Source organism: Streptomyces sp. NBC_00252 (genome assembly GCF_036187565.1).
GTDB lineage: Bacteria > Actinomycetota > Actinomycetes > Streptomycetales > Streptomycetaceae > Streptomyces.
Map to the genome: position 1 here is coordinate 8,457,970 of NZ_CP108087.1, position 26,268 is coordinate 8,484,237.

The window sequence follows — 26,268 nt, forward strand, 5'->3', positions numbered from 1 at the left end:
ACCTTGCAATGAGTCGTTGAAGGGAAGGACTGTCATGCGGGTCGTCATGCTCGGCTATCAGACCTGGGGTCACCGCACGCTGCAGGCGTTGCTGGACTCCGACCACGAGGTCGTTCTCGTCGTCACCCACCCGAAAAGTGAACATGCCTACGAGAAGATCTGGGACGACAGCGTCGCCGAACTCGCCGAGAAGAACGACGTCCCCGTCCTGCTGCGCAACCGACCCGACGACGCCGAACTCCTCGACGCCGTACGGGAAGCACGGCCGGACATCATCGTCGCCAACAACTGGCGGACCTGGCTGCCGCCGGAGCTGTTCGACCTCCCGCCGCACGGCACCCTCAACGTCCACGACTCGCTGCTGCCGTCGTACGCGGGCTTCTCGCCGATCATCTGGGCGCTCATCAACGGCGAGCCGCGCGTCGGCGTCACCGCGCACCGCATGAACGGCGAACTCGACGCCGGGGACGTCCTGATCCAGCGCTCGGTGCCGGTCGGACCCACCGACACGGCGACCGACCTGTTCCACCGGACCGTCGACCTCATCGCGCCCATCGTGCGCGAGTCGCTCGACCTGATCGCCTCCGGCCGCGACGCCGGCCAGTGGGTGCCGCAGGACCGCGGCCGCGCCAGCTTCTTCCACAAGCGGTCGGCCGAGGACAGCCGTATCGACTGGAGTTGGCCGGCGGAACGCCTGGAGCGCCTGGTACGGGCCCAGTCGGACCCGTACCCGAACGCGTACGCCTTCCACCGCGGAGAACGGCTCAGGATCGTCTCCGCGGCCGTCTCCGAGGGACGCTACGGCGGCACCCCGGGCCGGATCTTCATCCGCGAGGGCGACGGCGTGGTCATCGTGGCGGGCCCCGAGGCCCATACCGGGCGCAGCCAGGGGCTGTTGGTGCGCCGGGTGCGTACGGACGACGGCACGGAGTACGCGGCCGGCGACCACTTCCGCACCATGGGCGGGTACCTGACCTCCCGGCCCTGACGTCCCGCTTCCGGACGACCGGGTCCCCGCCCGCACCGGCGGGGGCCTCAGCGGGTCGAAACGGCGTCCTCGGTACGGGAGTTGCCGTCGTGGTGGTGCCGCCCCAGCGGGATCACCAGCGGCGTGCCGCTGACCGGATCGGGCGTGATCCGGCAGCGCAGGTCGAAGACGTCCTCGACGGTCTCCTCGGTCACGACGTCGGCGGGCGCGCCCTCGGCGACGATCCGGCCGCCCTTCATCGCGATGACGTGATCGGCGTACCGGCAGGCCTGGTTGAGGTCGTGCAGCACCATCACGACGGTACGGCCCTCGCGCCGGTTGAGGTCCGTGATCAGGTCGAGCACGTCGATCTGGTGGGCGAGGTCGAGATAGGTCGTCGGCTCGTCGAGGAGCAGCACCGGCGTGCCCTGGGCGACGGCCATGGCGATCCACGCGCGCTGCCGCTGGCCGCCGGAGAGTTCGTCGACGGGGCGCTCGGCGAGGTCGGTCAGGTCGGTCGCCTCCAGGGCCGCGTTCACGGCGTCCTCGTCGGCCGCCGACCACTGCCGCCACCAGGTCTGGTGCGGGGACCGGCCCCGGCCGACCAGGTCGAGGACCGTCAGTCCCTCCGGCGCGACCGGCGTCTGCGGCAAGATGCCCAGTTTGCGGGCGAGTTCACGCGTCGGCACGAACCGCAGCGCCACACCGTCCAGCTCCACCACGCCCTCGCGCGGGGCCAGGAGCCGGGCCAGCGCCCGCAACAGGGTCGATTTCCCGCACGCGTTGGCGCCGACGATCGCCGTGATCCGGCCGGTCGGCACCGTCAGGTTCAGGTTCTCGACCACGGCCCTGCCGTCGTAGGCGAGATGGAGATCGCGTGCCCGCAACTCGGGCCCGGAGGCGGGTGATTCGGACGTCCGCGGGGCGCGCGGGTCAGTGGTCGACATGCGATCAGCCTCCAGAGCCCGCGCGGTTGGCGCGGATGAGCAGCCACAGCAGGACCGGCGCGCCCAGGGCGCCGGTGACGATCCCGACCGGCAGTTCCGTCCCCGGGATCGCCTCGCGGGCGAGGAGGTCGGAGCCGAGGACGACGAGCGCGCCGGTGAGACCGGAGACGAGCGGGGGCGGCGACGAGGTGCCCGCCAGCCGCTGGGCGATCTGCGGGCAGGCCAGCGCGACGAACGCCACCGGACCGGCCGCCGCCGTACCGAACGCGACCAGGCCCACCCCGGCCAACAGCAGGGCCAGCCGCACGGGTTGGACGGGTGTGCCGAGTCCGGCGGCCACGTCGTCGCCGAGCATCAGCGTCCGCATCCAGCGGCCCATGCGCAGCGTGACCGGCAGCAGCACCGCCAGGGCGATGGCCAGCGAGTCCACCTGGTTCCAGGTCCGGCCGTTGAGGTTGCCGACCAGCCAGCCGAGCGCGGCCTCCGCCTCGAAGCGATTGCCGCGCGCCACAAGGAAGTTGGTGGCGCTGGAGCAGATCCAGGACACCCCGATGCCGACGAGGATGATGCGGTAGCCGGTGGCCCCGCCCTTCCACGCCAGCACGTACACGAGCAGCGCGGTGGCGAGCGCGCCGAGCAATCCCAGCGTGGAGAGCCCGAGTCCGCCGGTCCAGCCCAGAACGACCGCCGCCACCACGGCGGTTCCGGCGCCCTCGGTGAGCCCGATCATGTCGGGGCTGGCGAGCGGGTTGCGGGTCATCGTCTGGAACACGGCCCCGGAGACGCCGAACGCGACGCCGACCAGCAACCCGACCAGGGCACGGGGCAGCCGTAGGTCCTGGACGACGATCACCGTTCCCGCGTCGCCCGAACCCCACAGGGCCCGGATCACGTCGGTGAAGGCGACGGGATAGTCGCCGATGGTGAGGCCCCAGCAGAAGAGCAGGAACGCGCCGAGCGCGACCCCGACGCCCGTGAGGAGCAGGCGTGGACGCAGAACGCCCGACACCGGGGGCACGGTCAGCCGGAACGGCCGGTCGGCGAGGACGGCGCGCGGGGGAGCGACGGGGGTGGGCACGCTCATACCTCCGCGAGCTTCCGGCGGCGGACCAGGACGATGAAGAACGGGCCGCCGAGGAAGGCGACGAGGACACCGGCCTGGATCTCGGTCGGGCGGTCCACCATCCGGCCCAGGATGTCGGCGGACAGCAGCAGGAGGGGCGCGAGCGCGGCCGAAAGGGGCAGCAGCCAGCGGTAGTCGGGGCCGATCCCGGCGTACTGCGCGAGGACCCGCGCGATGTGCGGGACGACCAGGCCGAGGAAGACCACCGGACCGATGACGGCGACGGACGCGCCGGTCAACAGCACGACGGCGGTGACCCCTTGGAGCCGCACCAGCCCCAACCTCCGCCCCAGCGAGGCCGCCACGTCGTCGCCGAGGGCCATGCTGTTGAGGGCGGGCGCGCTGGCCAGGGCCAGGACCGCGCCGACGACGAGGAACGGCAGGATGCGCACCAGCTCGCCCGAGTCCTGGTCGGCGAGGGTGCCGGCCGACCAGAAGCGGTAACGGTCCAGCGCGTCCTGGTCGGTGAGGACGACGGCGCTGGTGAACGACTGGAGCAGCGAGGTGATCGCGACCCCGGCGAGCGCCAGCTTGACCGGCGTGGCACCGGACCGGCCCATCCGCCCCAGGAAGTACACCACGACGCTCGCGACCAGCGCGCCGCCGAACGCGAACCACACATAGCCGTAGAGCGAGACCACCCCGAACACCCCGACCGCCATGACGATCGCGAAGGACGCCCCGGCGCTGACCCCGAGAATTCCCGGGTCGGCGAGGGGATTTCGGGTCAGGGCCTGCATCAGCGCGCCGGACAGGCCGAGCGCGGCACCGGTCGTCAGGCCGAGCAGGGTGCGGGGCACGCGCACCGACCAGATGACGTTGTCGACGAGGCGGCTGGGCGGATGGCCGAGGACCGAGCGCACGACCTGGTCGAGCGGGACGCTGAGCGCGCCCAGGGCGATCGACAGCAGGGACAGCAGGACGAGGAGGGCGACGATCACCGTCACCAGGACCGTGGTGCGAAGCCTTCTGCCTGATGCCACGTGCCGGTCTCCATGTCGTGTTCCGGGTCATCTTCCGTGCTCTGGAGCCCTGTTGGCGGACCACCGGGCAGCCCGGGCCAGCAGCTTAGGTGAGCATAACCTCAGTGGCTGTGACATGGGCCGGTGGTTCCGGGGGAGGTCTATCAAGTAAGGCAATGCTTACCTTACTATGCGAGCGGTCGCGGCTCCGCTGAGCCGTTCCGCACGCATGGGGAGGCACGGGCAGCTGTGGCGGGCAACACGCTTTCTTCCGCACGGGCAATGGCGACGAACGACTTCTGGCGACGGCGGTTCGCGTCACCGGTACCGGAGACGTCCCTGCCGCTGGACTTCCCGCGTCCGCCACGCGGCGACGCCGAGGTGTCCCGCGCACACCGCGCGGCCCCCCTCGCCGTCACGGCCGACGAGGGCACCCGACTCACCGCCTTCATCGCCCTGTTGCACCGCTACGGCGGCACCACGGCCACCGAGACCGCGGTCGCCCACGAAGGCCTCCCGCTCCGCGTCACGATCGACGGCGACACCCCGTTCGCCCAACTCCGCGACCGGATCACGGCCGTTCGCGAGGAAGCGGTAGCCCACCACCTGCCGACCGCAGAGCTGCTAGGGCTGCTCGCCCCCGAACCCCTCCGGGGCGGCGGCCTGTTGTGCGCCACCGGCTTCGGCACCGACCCCTGGGACGCGACCGGCCCCCTGGACCTGGCACTCACCGTGACCGAAGGAGAGGTGGCCGCCGACTACCGCGCCGACCTCTTCTCGCCGGCCACCGTCGACCTGATCCTCGGCCACTACGCCACCCTCCTCGCCGACGCCGTCGCCCGCCCGGACACCCCGGTCGCCGACCTCGAACTCCTTGGTGTGGACGAACGGCACCGCATCCTGCACGGCTGGAACGACACCGGGCACGACGTGCCCGCGCTCACCTGGCCGCGCATGTTCGCCGACCAGGTCGCCGCCCGCCCGGACGAGACCGCCCTCATCCACGAGGACGTCCGCCTCACCTACGCCGAACTCGACGCCCGCGCCTCGAAGTTGGCGCACGCCCTGGTCGCCCGGGGCGCCGGGCCCGAGCAGGTCGTCGCCCTCGCCGTGCCGCGCTCGGCCGACATGATCGTCGCCGAGGTCGCCGTCCTGAAGTCGGGCGCCGCCTATCTCCCGGTCGACACCGACTACCCGGCCGACCGCATCGCCTACATGCTCGCCGACGCCCGCCCGGTCTGCCTCGTCACCACCGCCGAGATCGCCCCCGACCTCCCGCCCGACCTCGATCCGCTGGTGCTCGACGCCCCGCAGACGGTCGCCGAGCTGGCCGCGTACCCGGCCCAAGGCCCTTCCACCGCCGACGAGTTGACGACCGCCCACGCGGCCTACGTCATCTACACCTCCGGTTCCACCGGCCGCCCCAAGGGCACCGTCCTGTCCCACGCGGGCGTCGCGAAACTCGTCGCCACCCAGCAGGAACGCTTCGGCATCGGCCCGCACAGCCGGGTCCTGCAGTTCGCCTCGCCCAGCTTCGACGTCGCGTTCTGGGACCTGTGCCTCGGCCTCCTGTCCGGCGGCCGCCTGGTCGTCGTCCCCGCCGACCGCCGTGTCCCCGGCGCCCCGCTCGCGGACTACGCGAACGAGCACGGCATCACCTTCATGATCCTGCCGCCCGCGCTCCTCGCCGCCATGCCCGAGAACGTCCAACTCCCGCCCGAGGCAACCCTCCTGGCGGGCACGGAACGCGTCTCACCCGAGCTGGTCGGCCGCTACGCCCGCAGCCGCATGATGTTCAACGCCTACGGCCCGACCGAGGCCACCACCAACTCCACCCTCGGCCTCTGTGACCCGGACACCCCGCCCGGCACCATCGTGCCCATCGGCGTCCCCGACCCCGGCACCCGCGCCTACGTCCTCGACGACCGCCTGCGCCCCGTCCCCGCCGGAGTCACGGGAGAGCTCTACCTCGGCGGCGCAGGACTTGCCCGCGGCTACCTCGGCCGCCCCGCCCTCACCGCAGAACGCTTCGTCGCCGACCCCTTCGGCGCGCCCGGCGAACGCCTCTACCGCACCGGCGACTTGGTGCGCTGGAAGGCGGACGGTCGGCTGGAATTCCACGGCCGCGTCGACACGCAGGTCAAGATCCGCGGCTTCCGCATCGAACCCGGCGAGATCGAGTCCGTCCTGCGCTCCCACCCGTCCGTCGACCAGGCCGCCGTCGTCGTCCGCGAGGACCGCCCCGGCGAACGCCGCCTCGCCGCCTACGTCGTGCCCTCCCTGGACGCCGAGGCGACCCCGGACGAGGGGGTGGCGGAGTGGAAGGACCTCCACGAACTCCTGTACTCCGCCGCCGGATCGGACGGCTTCGAGGAGAACTTCGCGGGCTGGAACAGCATGTACGACGGACTGCCCATCCCGCTCGCCGACATGCGCGAGTGGCGCGAGGCCACCGTCGACCGCATCCGCACGCTACGGCCCCGGCGCATCCTGGAAATCGGCGTCGGCTCCGGCCTGTTGCTGTCCCGGCTGGCCCCGGACTGCGCCGAGTACTGGGGCACCGACCTCTCCGAGGAAGCCGTACGCGCCCTCGACGCCCAGGTGTCCGCCGTCCCCGAACTCGCCGACCGGGTCACCCTGTTGGCCCGCCCCGCGCACGACCTCACCGGACTGCCCGAGGGCCACTTCGACACCATCGTCGTGAACTCCGTCATCCAGTACTTCCCCGGAGGCGACTACCTCACCGGCGTCCTCCAGAACGCGGCGGCTCTCCTCGCCCCCGGTGGCGCGCTGTTCGTCGGCGACGTACGCAACCTGCGTCTGCTCCGCACGCTCAGCGCGGCCGTCGAGAGCGGACGGGCACGGGACGCGGCGGACGACGACAAGGAAGCCCTGCGCGCCGCCGTGGACCGGGCCGTCGCCTGGGAGGGCGAACTCCTCGTCGACCCCGACTACTTCACCACCCTCGACGGCCTCAGCGCCGACATCCGCGTCAAGCGCGGCACCCACCACAACGAACTCACCCGCTACCGCTACGACGTCGTCCTCCGCGCGGAGACGCAGACGGACACCGCCGAAGAGGTCGCCGAGTCGCCCTGGCCCACGGTCGGTTCGGTCCAGGCACTGGACGAACTGCTCGCCGGGAACCGGGACTTGCTGCGGATCACCGGCATCCCCAACTCCCGTCTCGCCGACGACCTCGCAGCCCTCGACACCCTCGACGACAGCAGCAGGCCGGCCGCCGGACCGTACGGCGTGGATCCCGAGACCCTGCACGAGATCGCCGCGCGGCACGGCTACGAGGCGGCGCTGACCTGGAACGGGGGAGCGGAGGACGGCAGCCTGGACGCCGTGTTCGCGCCTGACGAAGGCGAAGGGGACGGCGCGCTCGCGCTCGAGGGCGACGGGCGGTTGCTCGTCCGCTACCGCCCGGGCGGCAGCCACCCGCTCACCAACAGCCCCGCGCCCTTCCGCAACGTCAACGCCCTGATGTCGACCCTGCGGACCCACGCCACCGAGTACCTGCCCGACTACATGGTCCCGGCCGCCTTCGTCCCGCTGGACCGGCTGCCCGTCACCCCCAGCGGCAAGCTCGACGCCGCCGCGCTGCCCGTCCCCGACCTCACCAGCCGGCTCAGTGCGGGCCGCGCACCCGAGACGGCCCGCGAGCAGCTGCTGTGCGACCTGTACGCACGCGCACTCAAGGTGCCCTCGGTCGGCGTCGACGACGACTTCTTCGCCCTCGGCGGCGACAGCATCGTCGCCGTCCAACTCCTCATCCTGGCCCGCCGCGCAGGCCTGGAACTCACCCCGCGCGACGTCTTCCGCCACCGCACGGTCGCCGAACTCGCCACGGTCGCCCGCATCGGGACCACCGACGATGCCGACACCACCCCGTGGCAGACCCTGAGTGACGACGAACTCGCCTTCGTACAGGGCGAGTTCCCGGTCACGGTCGAGGAGGTGCTGCCCCTCGGCCCGCTCCAGGAAGGCTTCTTCTTCCACGCCCTCGTCGACGGCGCCGAACTCGACGCGTACGTCGTCCAGCAGGTCATCGAACTGTCCGGACCCGTCGACGGCACACTCCTCCGCGAAGCCGCCCAGCGCCTCATCGACCGGCATGCCCCGCTGCGCGCCTGCTTCCGCCAGACACCCGACGGCCGCCCCGTCCAGCTCATCGCCACCGGTCTCGAACTGCCGTGGCGCGAGGTCGACTTGGCGGCAGAGGACGACACCGCGGCCCGCCGCGCCCTCGCCGAGGCCGTCGCCGCCGAGGAACGCGCCCATCGCTTCGACCTCGCCCGCCCGCCCCTGATCCGCTGCGCGCTCATCCGCTTCCGCGAGGACCGCAGCCGACTCGTCCTGACCTTCCATCACATCGTCGCGGACGGCTGGTCCCTGCCGGTCCTGCACCGCGAACTCCTCGCCCTCTACGGCGAGAACCCGACGCCCCTCCCTGAAGTCGCCCCGTACCGCAACTACCTCCGCCGCATCGCCGGCGCCGACCGCGAGGCCGCCCGGGAGGCTTGGCGCACCGCGCTCGCCGGAGTCGACGAGCCCACCCGACTCGTCGACGCCCCGGCACCCGCAGGACCGGTGGAACCCGCCCAGATCCGCGTCGAGTTGAGCGAGCGGCAAACCTCACGGCTGGCCGCCCGCGCCCGTGAACGCGGAGTCACCCTCGGCACGCTCGTGCAGGGCGCGTGGGGTCTGCTCGTCGGCCGGATGACGGGCCGCGAGGACGTGCTGTTCGGCACCACGGTCGCCGGACGAGACGCCGCCGTCGACGGCATCGAGTCGATGATCGGCCTGTTCATCAACACCCTGCCCACCCGGCTGCGTTGGGCTCCGGGCGACACCCTGGGTGCGCTGCTCGACCGGCTCCAGGAGGAGCAGAGCACGCTGCTCGACCACCAGCACCTCGGCCTCGCCGACATCCAGCGCGCCACCGGGCACGCGGGCGACGGCGAACTCTTCGACACACTCGTGGTGTTCGAGAACTACCCCGGTGGCGAAGGCGCCCCGGGCATCACCGACCCCAGCGGCACGGTCGCGGTCGCCCGGCACGCGTTCCACGACGCCGTGCACTATCCGCTGGCCCTCATCGTCAAGCCCGGCCGCCGCCTCGACCTGCGCCTCAAGCACCACGCCCGCCGCCTGGACGCCGACGCCGTGCAGTCCCTCGCCGACCGTCTGACCTTGATCCTGCACGCGCTGGCCGACGACCCCGGCGCCCGCGTCGCGGACCTCGACCTGCTGACTCCGGAGGAATTGGCGGACGCGCATCCGGCGGGGGAGGCCCGGCCGGTTCCGGCGACCACGCTCGCCGCCGCGTTCGCCGCGCAGGTCGCGCGTACTCCGCACGCGACGGCTGTCGTCTTCGACGGTACGACGACGCTCACCTACGCTGAACTGGACGCACGAGCTGTGGAGTTGGCCGCGAGACTGCGGGCCGAGGGAGCCGGACGGGAGCGGTTCGTCGCCGTCGCCGTCCCCCGCTCGGCGGAGCTGGTGGTGGCGCTGCTGGGTGTTCTGAAGTCGGGGGCCGCGTACCTGCCCCTCGACCTGGACTATCCGGCCGACCGGCTCGCGTACATGCTGGCCGACTCGGGGGCGACGACGGTCGTCACGACGGAACGGGACGCGCACCGGCTGCCGTCGGTCGAGGGCCTGGCCGTGGTGCAGGTGGACGCCGCTTCCCCGGTGACGGACCCGGGGGGCGAGGCCGCCCCGGCCGTCCCGTCCGCCCAACTCCCGGACCCCGCCCGCCCCGACGACCCCGCCTACCTCATCTACACCTCCGGCTCCACCGGCCGCCCCAAGGGCGTCGTCGTCACCCACCGAGCCATCGGCAACCGACTGGCCTGGATGCAGGGCGCCTACGAACTCACCCCCGAAGACCGGGTGTTGCAGAAGACCCCGTCCAGCTTCGACGTGAGCGTCTGGGAGTTCTTCTGGGCCCTGCGCGAGGGAGCCGCCGTCGTCCTCGCCGCCCCCGACGGACACCGCGACCCCGCCTACCTGTCCCGCCTGATCCGGTCCGAAGGCATCACGACGATGCACTTCGTGCCCTCGATGCTGGAGGCGTTCCTCGCCTCCGACGAGGTCACCGCCGACCCCGCCTGGGCGGGCAGCCTGTGCCGCGTCTTCAGCAGCGGCGAGGCCCTGTCCGGGTCGGCCGCGCACCGCTGGCACGAGCTGACCGGCGTCCCGCTGCACAACCTCTACGGCCCCACCGAGGCCGCCGTCGACGTGACGTACCACGCCTACGACGGCGAGCCCGGCACCACCGTGCCCATCGGCCGACCCGTGTGGAACACCGGCCTGCGCGTGCTCGATTCGTGCCTGCGCCCGGTGCCGGACGGTGTCCCCGGCGAGCTGTACCTGACCGGCGTCCAGCTGGCCCGCGGCTACCACCGACGCCCCGCGCTCACCGCCGACCGCTTCGTCGCCGACCCCTACGCCGCCGAGCCCGGCGCCCGCATGTACCGCACCGGCGACCTGGTGCGCCGCCGCACCGACGGCACGATCGACTACCTCGGCCGCACCGACCGGCAGGTCAAACTCCGCGGCAACCGGGTCGAACTCGGCGAGATCGAAGCCGAGTTGACCCGCCTCCCCGCCGTGGCCCGGGGCGCCGTGGTCATCCGCGACCAGCGACTCGTCGCCTACGCGGTGCCGGCATCCGGCGCCACGCTCGACCCGGCCCACCTGCGCGCCGCCCTCGCGGACGTGCTGCCCGCGCCCCTGGTCCCCGAGGCGTACGTCGTCCTCGCCGACCTCCCGCTCACCCCGAGCGGCAAGCTCGACCAGTCCGCGCTGCCCGCACCCGAGGCCGAACGGGCCGAACGCGCCGAACGCCGGGCGCCCGCGGGGCCGTTGGAGCAGCAGCTCACCGAGATCTTCGCGGCCGTCCTCGGCATCGAGGACGCCGGCCCCGACGACGACTTCTTCCGGCTCGGCGGCGACAGCATCAGCTCGATCGGTGTCGCGAGCCGTGCCCGCGCGGCGGGTCTGGAGCTGAGCCCGCGCGACGTGTTCACCCACCGCACCCCGGCCGCCCTCGCGACGGCCGCCGGTACCGCAACGGCCGCTCCGAGCAACCACGTTGAGGCGTTCACCCTCACGGAGGCCGAGCACACCCGCGTCCGTTCCGTCGCCGCCCCGGCGGAGGTCGCCGACGTCTGGCCGCTGGCCCCGCTCCAGGAGGGCCTGTTCTTCCACTCGGCCTATGACGAGGGCGCGTTGGACGTCTACACCGTCCACGAGACCTTCGACTTCGCGACCCGCCTCGACACCACCCGGCTGCGCGCAGCCGTCCGTACCCTGCTCGACCGGAACCCCGGCCTGCGCGCGGGCTTCACCAGCGACGGCCTCGACCAGCCGGTGCAGTTCATCGTCGAGGACCCGGAGATCCCCCTCGAAGAGGTCGACCTCTCCCTCCTTCCTGCCGTCGAACAGGACGTACTCCTGAGGGAGTTGACGGACGCAGAGCGCAACCGCCGCTTCGACCTGTCCGCACCCCCGCTCTTCCGTCTGCTGCTCCTGCGTCTGGGCGCCGAACGCGGCGACCGTCTCGTCATCGGCCGCCACCTGATCCTCTGGGACGGCTGGTCGGCGTGGCTGTTCCTCGACGAGCTGTTCGCGCTCTACGAGTCGGGCGGCGACGCCAACGCCCTGCCCGCGCCCGGCAGTTACCGCGACTACCTGACCTGGCTCGAGGAGCAGGACGACTCGGCCGCCACGGCCGCCTGGCGCACCGCGCTGGCCGGTCTCGACGAGCCGACGCTGCTCGCGCCCACCGCCACCGACGGCCTCGAACCGGTCATCCCCGACCAGCTCGACGTACTCCTCGCCGCCGAACTGAGCGACCGGCTGCGCGAGTTGGCCCGGGCCCACGGCCTGACCCTCAACACCCTTCTGAACGCGGCCTGGGGACTCACCCTCGCCTCCGCGACCGGTCGCGCCGACGTCGTGTTCGGCACGACCGTCGCCGGGCGGCCCAGTGAGGTCCCGGACGTCGGCAACATCATCGGCCTGTTCCTCAACACCGTCCCGACCCGCATCGCCCTCGACCCCGCCGAACCGGTCCTCGACCTGCTCCGCCGCATCCAGGGCGAACGCCTCGACCTCATGCCCTACGAGCACCTGAGCCTCGGCGTGCTCCAGGCCGAGACCGGCCACCGCAAGCTCTTCGACACGCTGTTCGTGCTGCGGAACAACGACACCGAGGAGCGGTTGGCGGACCTGAGGACCCGGCACGGCGCCACGGCCGTCGCCAACGTGGACGCCACCCACTACCCGGCCAACCTCGTCATCACCCCGGGCCGCGAGATCGCCGTCACCCTCACCCACCGCCCCGACCTCGTCCCGACCGACCAGGCGCAGGCCCTCCTCGACCGCTTCGCGCTCCTTGTCGACCGCCTCACCGCCGACCTCACGGCCCCGGTCGGCTCCCTCGACCCGCTCCTGCCCGCCGAACACGCGGCACTACGACGGGAGTCGGCGGCCAGCCGTGTCCCCGACCCCGAGGACACCATCGCCGACCTGCTGGCCGCGCAGGCGGAACGCACCCCGGACGAACGCGCCCTCGTCTTCGGCGAGCGCAGCATGACATACGTCGAACTCGGCGCCGCCGTCAACCGGTTGGCCCGTCTGCTGATCGAGCGTGGTGCGGGTCCCGAGCAGGTCGTCGCCCTCGGCCTGCCGCGCTCGCTCGACATGGTGGTCGCCCTCTTCGCGGTCCTGCGCACCGGATCGGCCTACCTCCCGCTGGAGTTGGACCACCCGGCCGACCGCCTCTCCCTGATGCTGGCCGACGCCCGCCCACTGCTCCTGCTCAGCACCTCGGCCGTATCGGCCACGCTGGACGGCGAGATGGACCGCGTCCTGCTCGACACCCCGGAGGTCAAGGGGGAGTTGGCGGCCCTGTCGGACGCTCCGGTTCGGCTCCGCTTCAGCCTGGAGCACCCTGCCTACGTCATCTACACCTCCGGTTCCACCGGCCGCCCCAAGGGTGTCGTCACCCCCTACCGGGGCCTGACGAACATGCAGTTGAACCACCAGAAGGAGATCTTCGAGCCCGCCATCGCCTCCGCGGGCGGGCGGCGCCTGCGGATCGCGCACACCGTGTCCTTCGCCTTCGACATGTCGTGGGAAGAGCTGCTGTGGCTCGTCGAGGGCCACGAAGTGCACGTCTGCGACGAGGAGTTGCGGCGTGACGCCGAGGCGCTGGTCGCCTACTGCGAACGCCACCGCGTCGACGTCGTCAACGTCACCCCCACCTACGCCCGACTCCTCATCGAGCAGGGCCTGTTGGAGGGCCATGTCCCGCCGCTCGTCCTGCTCGGCGGCGAGGCCGTCCCCGAGACCGTGTGGACGGCGCTGCGCGACACCGAGGGGACGTACGGCTACAACCTGTACGGGCCGACCGAGTACACCATCAACACCCTCGGCGGCGGCACCCTCGACAGCGACACCCCGACCGTCGGCAAGCCCATCCGCGGCACCCGTGCCCACATCCTCGACGCCTGGCTTCGCCCGGTGCCCGAGGGTGTCCCCGGCGAGCTGTACATCGCCGGAATCGGCCTGGCCCGCGGCTACTTGGACCGACCCGCGCTGACAGCCGAACGCTTCGTCGCCGACCCGTTCGGCGAACCCGGCGAACGCATGTACCGCACCGGTGACCTGGTGCGCCGCAACCCGGACGGCAACCTCGACTTCCTCGGCCGCACCGACGACCAGGTGAAGATCCGCGGCTACCGCATCGAACCGGGTGAGATCGAAACCGCCCTCAGCCGCCACCCGTTGGTCGCCCAGGCCGCCGTCGTCGTCCGCGACGAACGCCTCGTCGGCTACGTCGTCCCCTCCGGCGCCGACTCCGCCGAACGCACCGCCGCCGAGGCCGCGCAGGTGGGGGAGTGGCAGGAGATCTACTCCGACGAGTACGAGGAGATCGGCACCGCCGTCTTCACCGAGCGGTACGACGGCTGGGACAGCTCCTACGACGGACAGCCCATCCCCTTCGAGGAGATGCACGAGTGGCGCGAGGCGACCCTCGCCCGCATCGGCGCCCTCAAGCCCCGCCGCATCCTCGAAATCGGCGTCGGCTCCGGCCTGTTGCTGTCCCGCCTCGCCCCCGAGGCGGAGGCGTACTGGGCCACCGACTTCGCCGCCCCCGTCATCCGCAAGATCGGCGAGGAGGTCCGGCGCGACCCCGTGCTCGCCGCCAAGGTCGAACTGCGCTGCCGCCCGGCCGAAGACCTCAGCGGCCTGCCCTCGGCCTACTTCGACACCATCGTCATCAACTCCGTCATCCAGTACTTCCCGAGCATCGACCACCTCACGACCGTCCTGCACGGCGCGATGGAACTCCTCGCCCCAGGCGGCGCCCTGTTCGTCGGCGACGTCCGCAACCTGCGGCTCGCCGGCACCTTCCACACCGAGATCCAGCGCACCCGGGGCACCGCCGAAGCGGACCTGGAACGCGCGGTGGAACGCGGCCTGCGCCTGGAGAAGGAACTCCTCGTGGACCCCGACTACTTCACCACCCTCGGCTACGGCGTCGACCTGCGCACCAAGCGCGCCCACCACCACAACGAACTGTCCCGCCACCGCTACGACGTCGTCCTCTACGCCGGCGAACCGGACGTCCGCCTCGACAACGCCCCCTCCGTCGACTGGGCCACCGGCAACACCATCGGCGAACTCCTGCGCGGCGACTGGACGTCGGCCGAGGCCATCGGCCACCTCCTGTCCGGCAGTTGGTCGGCGACCGGGGTGACCGGTGAACGCCCACGCGGTGACAAGCCGGAGGCGCTCCGCTTCACCGGCATCCCCGACGGCCGCACCACCGAGACGGGCGTCGACCCCGAGCACCTCCACGAACTCGGCACGGAGGCCGGATACCAGGTGCTCACCACCTGGTCCGCGCAGGAGGGCACGTACGACGCCGTCTTCCTGAAGTCCGCCGAACTCCGCCTGACCGGCGGCCTGTTCAAGCCCGGCGGCGGCACGCATCCCTACGCCAACGACCCCACCGCCGCCCGCGAGGCGAGCGCGCTGGTGCGGCGGCTGCGGGACGACCTGGGCCGCGAACTGCCCGACTACATGGTCCCGTCGGCCTTCGTCACCGTCGACGGCCTGCCCATGAACGCCAACGGCAAGCTCGACGTCCGCGCCCTCCCCGACGCCGAACCCGCCGTCGCCCTCGGCGGCGGACGCGGCCCGCGCACACCACAGGAAGAGGTGCTCTGCCGCCTCTTCGCCGAGGTGCTGGGACTCCCCGAAGTCGGCGCCGAGGACAACTTCTTCTACCTGGGCGGCCATTCACTCCTCGCCACCCGCCTGGTCAGCCGCGCCCGCACGGAGCTGGGCGCCGAACTCGCCATCCGCGACCTCTTCGAGGCCCCCACCCCGGCGCTGCTCGCGGGCCGCGTCGAGCAGGCGAGCCCGGCCCGCCCGGCGGTCACCCCGGTCGCCGAACGGCCCGACCGCATCCCGCTGTCGGCCGCCCAGCGACGGCTGTTGCTCGTCGAGGAGATCACCGGCAGCGGCGTCGCCTACAACTTCCCGCTGGTCTTCCGCCTGCACGGCACCCTCGACACCGAGGCCCTGACCGCCGCCCTGCGCGACGTGGCCGGCCGCCACGAGGCCCTGCGGACGGTCTTCCCGACGCACGAGGGCGAGCCGTACCAGCGGATCGTCCCCGCCGAGGACGTGGCCGTGGCCTGCACGGTCCTCGACTGTGCCGAGCACGAACTGCCCGCGCTGATCGAGTCCGCACAGCGCCGCCCCTTCGACCTCACCACCGAACTCCCGCTGCGGTGCGACGTGTTCAGGCTCGGCCCGGACGAGCACGTCGTCGCCGTCGTCCTGCACCACATCACCACCGACGAGTGGTCCGACCGCCCCTTCCTCGCCGACCTCGACACCGCCTACGCGGCCCGCCGCGAGGGACGAGCGCCGGAGTGGACGCCGCTGCCGGTGCAGTACGCCGACTACACCCTCTGGCAGGACGACCTCCTCGCCCGCACCGACGACGCCCAACTCGCCCACTGGACAGAGGCGTTGCGCGGGCTGCCCGACGAACTCGCCCTGCCCGCCGACCGACCCCGCCCCGCCGCACCGACCGGCCTCGGCGGCAAGGTCCGCCTGGAACTCCCCACCGCCACCGGCCACGCCCTGCGTGACCTCTCCGGCGCGACCGGCACCAGCGTGTTCATGCTGTTCCAGGCCGCCACCGCCGCCCTGCTGAACCGGCTCGGCGCGGGCGACGACATCCCGCTCGGCGCCCCCATCGCGGGCCGCACCGACGAGGCGCTCGCCGACCTGGTGGGCTTCTTCGTCAACACGCTCGTACTGCGCACCGATGTGTCCGGCGACGAGCTGACCTTCCGCGAACTCCTGGGCCGGGTAAGGGAGTCGTCCCTCGCCGCCTTCGAGTACCAGGACCTGCCCTTCGACCGGGTCGTCGAGGCACTCAACCCGCCGCGCGTGGCCGGCCGCAACCCCCTCTTCCAGGTCATGCTCGGCTACCACCACCGCCCCGACGGCGACCCGGACGTGCTCGGCCGCACGACCGAGTGGTTCGACATGGACACCGGTATGGCCAAGTTCGACCTGCACTTCACCTTCGTCGACGAGACGGGAAGCGACCGGGTCGTCCTGCTCCTGGAGTACGCGACCGACCTCTTCGACGCGTCCACCGCCGAACGGATCGCCGCCCACCTGGCCCGACTGCTGGACCACGCGGCAGCCGAACCCGACCGCGCGGTGCGGGACTTCGACCTCCTGGCCGACACCGAACGCGCCCTGGTCCTGGGGGAGTGGAACGCCACCGAGCACCCCGTCCCGGCCACCACCCTGCCGGAGCTCTTCCGCGCGCAGGTTGCCCGTACGCCCGACGCGACGGCCCTCGTCTTCGAGGGACAGTCGCTGACATACGCGGAGCTGGACACCCAAGTCGAGCACACGGCACGGGTGTTGGCCGCGCTCGGCGCGGGCCCCGAGCGGACCGTCGCCGTAGCGCTCCCGCGCTCACTGGAACTCGTCGTCGCCCTGCTCGCCGTCCACCGCGCCGGAGCCGCCTACCTCCCGCTCGACCCCGACTACCCGGAGGACCGCCTCGCCCTCATGGTCGAGGACGCCCGCCCGGTCCACATCATCCGCGACACCCTGCCGACCGGCCCCGAGGGCCAACTCCCCACGTCCTACGACCCGTCGAGCCCGGCGTACGTCATCTACACCTCCGGGTCGACCGGCCGCCCCAAGGGTGTCGTCGTCCCGCACGGGGGCATCGTCAACCGGCTGCTCTGGATGCAGGACGCGTACCGACTGACGGCCGACGACCGGGTGCTCCAGAAGACGCCGTCCAGCTTCGACGTGTCGGTGTGGGAGTTCTTCTGGCCGCTGATCACCGGCGCGACCCTGGTCGTCGCCAGGCCCGAAGGCCACCGCGACCCGGCCTACTTGGCCGGGCTGATCCGCGAACAGGACGTCACCACCGTCCACTTCGTGCCCTCCATGCTCCAACTCTTCCTGGAGGAACCGACCGCAGCCGACTGCACCGGCCTGCGCCGCGTGATGTGCAGCGGCGAGGCCCTGCCCGTCGTCCTCACCCACCGCTTCCACGACGTCCTGACCACCGCCGAACTCCACAACCTCTACGGCCCGACCGAGGCCTCGGTCGACGTCACGGCCGTCGAGATCGCACCGGACGCGACCGGCGTCCCGATCGGCCGCCCGGTCTGGAACACCCGCACCTACGTCCTCGACGCGGGCCTGCGCCCCGTACCGGCCGGCGTCCCGGGCGAGTTGTACCTCGCGGGCGTCCAGCTCGCGCGCGGCTACCTCGACCGGCCCGGCCTGACCGCCGAGCGGTTCGTCGCCGATCCGTACGGCGCTCCCGGCACCCGTATGTACCGCACGGGCGACCTGGCCCGCTGGAACGCCGACGGGACCATCGAGTACCTGGGCCGCACCGACGACCAGGTGAAGGTACGCGGCTTCCGCGTCGAACCCGGCGAAATCCAGGGCGCGTTGACCACGCACCCGGCCGTCGCACAGGCGGTCGTCGTGGTCCGGGAACAGCGCCTCGTCGCGTACGTGGTCCCGGCCGGGGACACCGGAACGGCGGACACGGGGTCGATCCGCGCCCACACCGCCGCCGCGCTGCCCGCCCACATGGTCCCCGCCGTCTTCGTCACGCTCGACGCGCTGCCCCTGACCCCCAACGGCAAGCTGGACCGCGCCGCCCTGCCCGCCCCCGACTTCACGACCCTCACCGGCAGCGCGCCCCGCAGCCCCCGCGAGGAGATCCTCGCCGGACTCTTCGGCGACATCCTCGGCCTCGAACTGGTCGGCGCCGACGACGACTTCTTCACCCTCGGCGGCCACTCCCTGCTCGCCATGCGACTGGTGAGCCGCGTCCGCACGGTGCTCGGCGCCGACCTCACCGTCCGTACCGTCTTCGAGGCCCCCACCCCCGCACGGCTCGCGGCCCGCCTCGACGACCGGGCCGGCGGACTGCCCGCGCTCGCCCCCACCGACCGCCCCGCCGAACTCCCGCTCTCCTACGCCCAGCAGCGCCTGTGGCTGCTGCACCGCATCGAGGGCCCGGGATCCACGTACAACATCCCGGCCGCCTGGCGCCTGACCGGCACCCTCGACCGGGACGCCCTCTCCGCCGCGCTCGACGACCTCGCCGTACGGCACGAAAGCCTGCGCACGGTCTTCCCCGAGCAGGACGGCCGCCCGCGTCAGGTCGTGCTGGACGAGGCCTCCGTGCCCCTCCACCACAGCCGAGTCACGGAGACCGAACTGCCCGACCGGCTCGCCGAGGCCGCCGCGCGCGGCTTCGACGTCGACCGTGAACTCCCGCTGCGCGCCCATGTGTTCGAGGTGAGCGGGGACGAGCACGTCCTGCTGCTGGTGCTGCACCACATCGCCGGCGACCAGTGGTCCGACGGCCCGCTGTGGCGCGACCTGGCCACCGCCTACGAGGCCCGCCGCGAGGGGCAGGCCCCGGCATGGGCTCCGCTGCCGGTGCAGTACGCCGACTACGCCCTCTGGCACCGCGAGGCGCTCGGCGACCCCGACGCCCCGGACAGCCGCCAGTCCCGGCAACTCGCCTACTGGCAGGACGCCTTGGCGGGCCTGCCGGACGAGCTCGCCCTGCCCACCGACCGGCCCCGCCCGCTGGAGAGCAGTCACCGGGGCGGTGCGGTCGGCCTGACGCTCGATGCCCAACGGACGCGGGAACTGCGGGCGTTGGCCCGCCGCCACGGCATCAGTATGTTCATGGTCACCCAGGCCGCCGTCGCCGCGCTGCTGCACCGGCTCGGCGCCGGGGACGACATTCCGCTCGGCGCCCCCATCTCCGGGCGCGGCGACGAACACCTCGAAGACCTGGTCGGCTTCTTCGTCAACACCCTCGTCCTGCGAACCGATCTGTCCGGCGACCCCACGTTCGCCGACCTGCTCGCCCGCGTCCGGGACACCGACCTCGCCGCCTACGAGCACCAAGACCTGCCCTTCGAGCGCCTGGTCGAGGCGATCAACCCGGCCCGCTCACTGGCCCGCCACCCGCTGTTCCAGGTGATGGTCGTCCACCTCGACGACGAGGGCGCCACGCCCGCCCTGCCCGGTCTGACCGCCCGCCGCGAGGAACTCGGCCAGCAGGGTGCCAAGTTCGACCTGAGCTTCGACTTCGTGGAGCAGGGCGAGGACGGCATGCGGTGCTGGATCGAGTACAGCGCCGACCTCTTCGACGAGTCGACCGCCGAACTCCTCGCCCAGCGGCTGGACTTGCTGCTCGCCCAGATCGCTGCGGACCCCGACCGCCGCATCGGCGCACTCGACGTCCTGCGCGACGACGAGCGCGCCCTCGTCCTCACCGACTGGAACAACACCGCCCGGACCATCCCCGGCCTCACACTGCCCGAGCTGTTCCGTGCCCAGGTCGCCCGCACGCCCGACGCCCCGGCCGTCGTCTTCGAGGACACCGCCCTCACCTACGCCGAACTCGACCTGCGCGTGGAGCGGTTGGCCCACACGCTCGCCGCGCGAGGAGCACAGGCGGAGGCGGTCGTCGCGGTCGCGCTGCCGCGTTCGCTCGCCCTCGTGGTGGCGCTCCTTGCGGTCCACCGCGCGGGCGCCGCCTATCTGCCCCTCGACACCGGCTACCCGGCCGACCGGCTCGCGTACACACTCGCCGACGCCCGCCCGGTCTGCCTGATCACCGCCGAGGGCGTCACCCTTCCGGAGACGGACGTACCCACCCTGACTGTCGACGCGGAGGGCACCCCCGACCACCCGGCGCACGCACCGCTCCCCAGCACCCACGACCCCCGCCACCCCGCCTACGTCATCTACACCTCCGGTTCGACCGGACGCCCCAAGGGCGTCTCCGTCCCCCACCAGGGCATCACCAACCGCCTGTTGTGGATGCAGGACACCTACCGCCTCGACGCCGACGACCGGGTGCTGCAGAAGACCCCGGCCGGGTTCGACGTGTCGGTATGGGAATTCTTCTGGCCGCTGATCACCGGCGCCACGCTCGTCGTCGCCCGCCCGGAAGGCCACCAGGACCCGGTCTACCTCGCCGAACTGATCCGGCGTCAGCGGATCACCACGGCCCACTTCGTGCCGTCGATGCTGCGCGCCTTCCTCGACGAGCCCGACGCCGCCCACTGCACCGACCTGCTCCACGTCATGTGCAGCGGCGAGGCGTTGCCCGCCCCGCTGGCCGCCCGCTTCCACCAGGTCCTCCCGGGCAGCCGCCTGCACAACCTCTACGGCCCGACCGAGGCCTCCGTCGACGTCACCGCCCACGAGATCCCCGCCGACCCGGCCACCGTGCCGATCGGCCGCCCGGTGTGGAACACCCGCACCTATGTCCTCGACGCCGGACTCCGCCCCGTACCGCCCGGTGTGGCCGGCGAACTGTATCTGGCGGGCGTCCAATTGGCGCGCGGCTACCTGGGCCGCCCCGCCCTGACCGCCGAACGCTTCGTCGCCGACCCGTACGCCACCGAGCCCGGCGCCCGCATGTACCGCACCGGCGACCTGGCCCGCTGGACCCGGGCCGGTGAACTGGAGTACCTCGGCCGCGCCGACGACCAGATCAAGCTGCGCGGCTTCCGGATCGAACTCGGCGAGATCGAGAGTGTGTTGGCCACCCACGAGAACGTCGCGCACGCCACGGTCGTCCTCCGGGACGAACGGCTCGTCGCGTACGTCGTGGCGGAGAGCACCGTGGACCCGGCCCAACTCCGTTCCCACGCGGCCCAGTCGCTGCCCGACCACATGGTCCCGGCCGCCGTCGTCACCCTCGACGCCCTCCCGCTCACCCCCAACGGCAAGCTCGACCGCGGCGCTCTGCCCGCCCCCGATTTCGCCGCCGAGGTCACCGACACCCGTCCGCGCACCCCGCTGGAGGAGACCCTCTGCGTCCTCGTCGCGGACGTGCTCGGTCTCGAACGCGTCGGTGTCGAGGACGACTTCTTCTCCCTCGGCGGCGACAGCATCGTCGCCATGCAGCTGGTCGCCCGGGCCCGCGCGGCCGGACTCACCTTCAGCCCGCGTGACGTCTTCCGCCACAAGTCGGCGGCGGGACTGGCCAAGGTGACCGCGACCACGGTCACCGGCGACCGCGACGACGACGTCGTCCTCCTCGACCTCACCAATGACGAGCGCGCCGACCTGGCCGCCCTGCCCGCCGGAACCGAGGTCCTGCCCGTCTCCCCGCTCCAGGCCGGCCTGCTCTTCCACGCCGCGCTCGACTCCGGTGACGACGGCCCGGACGTCTACACCGTCCAGGTCTCCTACGACCTCGAAGGCCCCCTGGACGCCGCCCGGTTGCACACTGCCGCGCAGTCCGTGCTCGACGCGCACGAGAACCTGCGCAGCGGCTTCCGGCACCTGTCCTCCGGACGGCCCGTCGCCGTCGTACCGCGCACGGCCGTCCTGCCCTGGCGGCAGCTCGACCTCACGGACGACCCCGAGGAGTGGGAGCGCCTGCTCGTCCAGGAGCGGCGCCGCTTCGACCCCGAACGGCCGCCGCTGCTCAGGCTGTTGCTGGCCCGGCTCGGTCCCGACCGGCACCGGCTCGTCCTCTCGCACCAGCATCTCCTGCTGGACGGCTGGTCGTTGCCGCTGCTCACCGCCGAACTGTGGGCACGCTACGAGGGCCGCACCCCGGCCGCGCCCGCCCCGTACCGCGCGCATCTGCGGCTGCTGGCCGCGCAGGACCCGGCCGTCTCCACCGCCGCGTGGGCCGAGGCCCTCGGCGGACTGGCCGAGCCGACCCGTCTCGCGCCCGTCGACCCGGACCGCGCTGCCGTCGTACCGTCCACGCACACCGTCGAGTTGGACCCGGACCGCACGGCCGAGCTGGAGGCGTTCGCGCGTCGCCAGGGCGTCACCGTCAACACCCTTGTCCAGGCCGCGTGGGGCGTGCTGCTGGGCCGGCTCACCGGCCGCGACGACGTGGTGTTCGGCGCCACCGTCGCCGGACGCTCGCCCGAACTGCCCGGCGCCGAGGCGATGATCGGCCCGTTCATCAACACCGTCCCCGTACGGGTGCGGGTCCGCCCGCAGGAGAACACCGCCGCGCTTCTCGCCCGGCTCCAGGACGAGCAGTCCCGGCTCATCGCCCACCAGCACCTCGGCCTCGCCGACATCCAGCGGACCGCCGGACTCGGCGAACTCTTCGACACCCTCATGGTGTTCGAGTCCTACCCGGTCGCCGACGACGAGGAAGGCGACGGACCGCGCGTCACCGTCCGCGACCACGAGGACTCCACCCACTACCCGTTCGCCTGGGCCGTCGAGCCCGCCGAACGCCTGCGCCTCACCGCCGAGTTCAGGCCCGACCTGTTCCGACCGGCCGTCGTGCGACGGATCACGGACGCCCTGACCGCCCTGCTCACCGGCATGGCGGCCGACCCCGACCGGCCTGTCGGCCGGCTCGACCTGCTCGCCCCCGCCGAGCGGCACACCGTCCTGGAGACCTGGAACGACACCGCGCTGCCCGCGTCCACGACCGAACGGCTCGGCACCGTGCCGGAGTTGTTCGTCGCGCAGGCCGCCGCCGACCCCGGCGCGGTCGCCGTCACCGACGGCCGTACGACCTGGACGTTCGCCGAACTCGAAGCCCGCACCGACCGGTTGGCCCGCGTCCTCGCCGGACATGGTGCCGGGCCCGAGCGGATCGTGGCCCTCGCGCTGCCCCGTACCGCCGATCACATCGCCGCGATCCTCGCCGTGATGAAGGCGGGCGCCGCGTATCTGCCCCTGGACCCCGACCTCCCGGAGTCCCGCCTCACCGGCATGCTCGACGACGCCCGCCCGGTGCTGATCCTGGCCACGGACGAGACGGCCGCCATGCTGCCGTCAACGACCGTCCCAGTGCTGCGACTTGACGCCCCGGCCGACGGACTCCCGGAGGCCGAACCCGTCGCCCCCGGCCCCGACCACCCCGCCTACGTCATCTACACCTCAGGCTCCACCGGCCGCCCCAAGGGCGTCGTCGTCACCCAGCGAGGCATCGCCAACCTCTTCCACAGCCACCGGCACGACCTGCACGAAGTCGCCAGGCAGCGCACCGGACTTCGGCGGCTGCGGGTCGGGCACGCCTGGTCGTTCTCCTTCGACGCCTCCTGGCAACCGCAGTTGTGGCTCCTGGACGGACACGCCCTGCACATCGCCGACGACGAGACCCGCCGCGACCCCGAACTCCTCGCCGCGTTCATCCGGGACCGGGGCATCGACTTCATCGAGGTCACCCCGTCCCTGCTCGCGCAGATGGCGGACAGCGGACTGATCGGCGACGAGGGCGACTGCCCGCTCTCCGTGGTCGGCTTCGGCGGCGAGGCCGTCCCCGAGTCCCTGTGGACCCGGCTGGCCGCTCTGTCGGACACCGAGGCGTTCAACCTCTACGGCCCCACCGAGGCCACCGTCGACGCCCTCGTCGGCCGGGTCCGCGACAGCGCCACCCCGATCGTCGGCCGCCCCGTCCACGAGTCCCGCGCCTACGTCCTCGACACCGCCCTGCGGCCCGTACCGCCCGGCGTGACAGGGGAGTTGTACCTGTCCGGCCCCGGGCTTGCCCGCGGTTACCTCGGCCGGCCCGAACTCACCGCCGAACGCTTCGTCGCCGACCCGTACGCCACACAGCCCGGCACCCGCATGTACCGCACGGGCGACATGGCCCGCTGGACCGAGGACGGCCGGCTGGAGTTCGCCGGCCGCACCGACGACCAGGTCAAGATCCGCGGCTACCGTATCGAACTCGCCGAGATCGAGGCCGCGTTGGACACCCACCCGGCCGTCGCGCAGACCGTCGTCGTGGCCCGCGAACACCGGCCCGGCGTACGGCAGTTGATCGCCTACGCGGTCGCCGGCGGGACGGACGGTGCCACGCTCCGCGCCCATGCCGCCTCCGTCCTGCCCGACTACATGGTCCCGGCCGCCGTGGTCGTCCTCGACCGGCTGCCGGTGCTGTCCAACGGCAAGCTGGACCGATCCGCCCTGCCCGCCCCGGACTTCACCGCCCAGGGCGGCGGCCGGGCCCCGGAGAACGACACCGAGCGCACCCTGCGCGACCTGTTCGCGGACGCCCTCGGGCTGCCCGCCGAGGCCGTCGGCACGGACGACGACTTCTTCACCTTCGGCGGCGACAGCATCGTCGCCATGCAACTGGTCGCCCGCGCCCGCGCCGCCGGCATGCGGGTCACGCCCCGGCAGGTCTTCCAGCACCGAACCGTCGCCGCCCTGGCGTCCGTTGCCGTCTCGCTCGGCTCCGACGAACGGCACGCCGTCCATGACGACGGCACCGGCACCGTCCCGCTCACCCCGATCATGCGCGGCCTGCTGGAGCGCGGCGGCCCCATCGCCGCCTACCACCAGGCGGCCCTGGTCCAGACCCCGGCCGACCTCACCGAACCCGGGCTGCTGACCGTGCTCACGGCACTCGCCGCCCGGCACGACATGCTGCGGGCCCAACTCGTCCGCGCACCCGAGTGGTTGCTGCGGGTACCGGCCGCACGGGACATCGACGTCAGCACCTGGCTCACCCGCGTCGACGTACGCGGGACGGACGACGCCGAACTGCGCGCCGCCATCTCCCGCCACGCCGAGACGGCCCGGGCCGGGCTCGACCCCGACGCCGGGGCGATGGTGCGGGCGGTCTGGTTCGACGCCGGACCCGGACAGCCCGGCCGACTCCTCATCCTGGTCCACCACTTGGTCATCGACGGCGTCTCCTGGCGCGTCCTGCTCCCCGACCTGGCCACCGCCTGGGCGGCGGTCAGGGGCGGCCGTACCCCCGAACTCGCCCCGGTGGAGCTGTCGTTCGCCCGCTGGTCCCGGCTCCTCGGGACCCGAGCCACCGACCCCGCCACCGAGGACGAACTCCCGTGGTGGACCTCCGCCCTCGCGAAGGGCGCCGAACTCCCGCTCCCCCGCCCGCTCGACCCGGCCCGGGACACGGTCGCCACCACCCGCTACGTCTCCGTGTCCCTGCCCGCCGACGTCACCGGCCCCCTGCTGAGCCGGGCCCCGGCCGCGTTCGGCGCCACCGTCAACGACGTACTGCTCACCGCGTTCGCTCTGGCGGTCGGCGACTGGCGGACCCGCACGCTGGGCGCCGAACAGTCCGGCGGTCCGGTGCTGGTGGACGTGGAAGGCCATGGCCGCGAGGAGCAGCTCGCGGGCGACGCCGACCTGTCCCGTACGGTCGGCTGGTTCACCAGCGTCGTGCCCGTACGACTCGACCCGGGCGCAGCCGAGTTGGCGGACACCGTCATGGACGGAGCCGCCCTGGACGCGGCCCTGGCCCGGGTCCGCGAGCACCTCACCGCCCTGCCCACCGCCGGTATCGGACACGGGCTGCTGCGCCACCTCAACCCCGGGACCGGTCCGCGCCTCGCCCAACTCGGCGCACCGCAGATCGAGTTCAACTACATGGGCCGCTTCGACCGCCCGGCGTCAGCCGACTGGTCCTACGCCCCCGAGGACGACGCCGCCGACCTCGACGCAGACCCCGGCCAGCCCATGTCCCACGCCCTGACCCTCAACGCCATCACCGAAGACCGCCCGGAGGGGCCGGAGTTGAGCGCCCACTGGGCGTACGCCGCCGAACTCCTCACCGAGGAACAGGTGCAGGACCTCGCCCGCACCTGGTTCCGGGCGCTGGAGGCGGTCGTACGACGAGCGGCCGTACTCGACAGGCCCTGACCCAGACCGACTTACCCCCGTCCGCATCAG

Annotated in this window: 5 protein-coding genes; 2 read left to right on the top strand and 3 right to left on the bottom strand. The window is 72.7% G+C overall.

Features of this window, described 5'->3' with window-relative positions; genetic code table 11:
• Positions 1–34: 34 nt before the first annotated feature.
• The gene (locus tag OHT77_RS37595; RefSeq protein WP_328832813.1) at positions 35–988 is read left to right on the top strand and encodes a methionyl-tRNA formyltransferase; all 954 of its coding nucleotides are present in this window, start codon (positions 35–37) and stop codon (positions 986–988) included.
• Positions 989–1,035: 47 nt separating this feature from the next.
• Here the strand turns inward: OHT77_RS37595 and OHT77_RS37600 are convergent, their stop codons facing one another.
• The 3 genes from OHT77_RS37600 to OHT77_RS37610 are packed head-to-tail and all read right to left on the bottom strand — an operon-like array spanning position 1,036 to position 3,984.
• Complete coding sequence (locus tag OHT77_RS37600) at positions 1,036–1,914, bottom strand: ABC transporter ATP-binding protein (RefSeq protein ID WP_328832814.1); 879 nt, start codon at positions 1,912–1,914, stop codon at positions 1,036–1,038.
• A 4-nt stretch (positions 1,915–1,918) separates the two neighbouring features.
• Positions 1,919–2,998 carry a FecCD family ABC transporter permease gene (locus OHT77_RS37605; RefSeq protein ID WP_328832815.1) on the bottom strand — a complete coding sequence of 360 codons (1,080 nt, stop codon included), beginning with the start codon at positions 2,996–2,998 and terminating at the stop codon, positions 1,919–1,921.
• The gene (locus tag OHT77_RS37610) at positions 2,995–3,984 is read right to left on the bottom strand and encodes a FecCD family ABC transporter permease (RefSeq protein ID WP_443048226.1); all 990 of its coding nucleotides are present in this window, start codon (positions 3,982–3,984) and stop codon (positions 2,995–2,997) included. The genes OHT77_RS37605 and OHT77_RS37610 overlap by 4 nt, the downstream gene beginning before the upstream one ends.
• Before the next feature lie 297 nt (positions 3,985–4,281).
• Here OHT77_RS37610 and OHT77_RS37615 point away from each other — a divergent pair, with 297 nt between their 5' ends.
• Positions 4,282–26,238 (top strand): non-ribosomal peptide synthase/polyketide synthase, encoded by a 21,957-nt coding sequence (locus OHT77_RS37615; RefSeq protein WP_328832817.1) that lies wholly within the window; start codon positions 4,282–4,284, stop codon positions 26,236–26,238.
• The last annotated feature ends 30 nt before the right edge of the window (positions 26,239–26,268 follow it).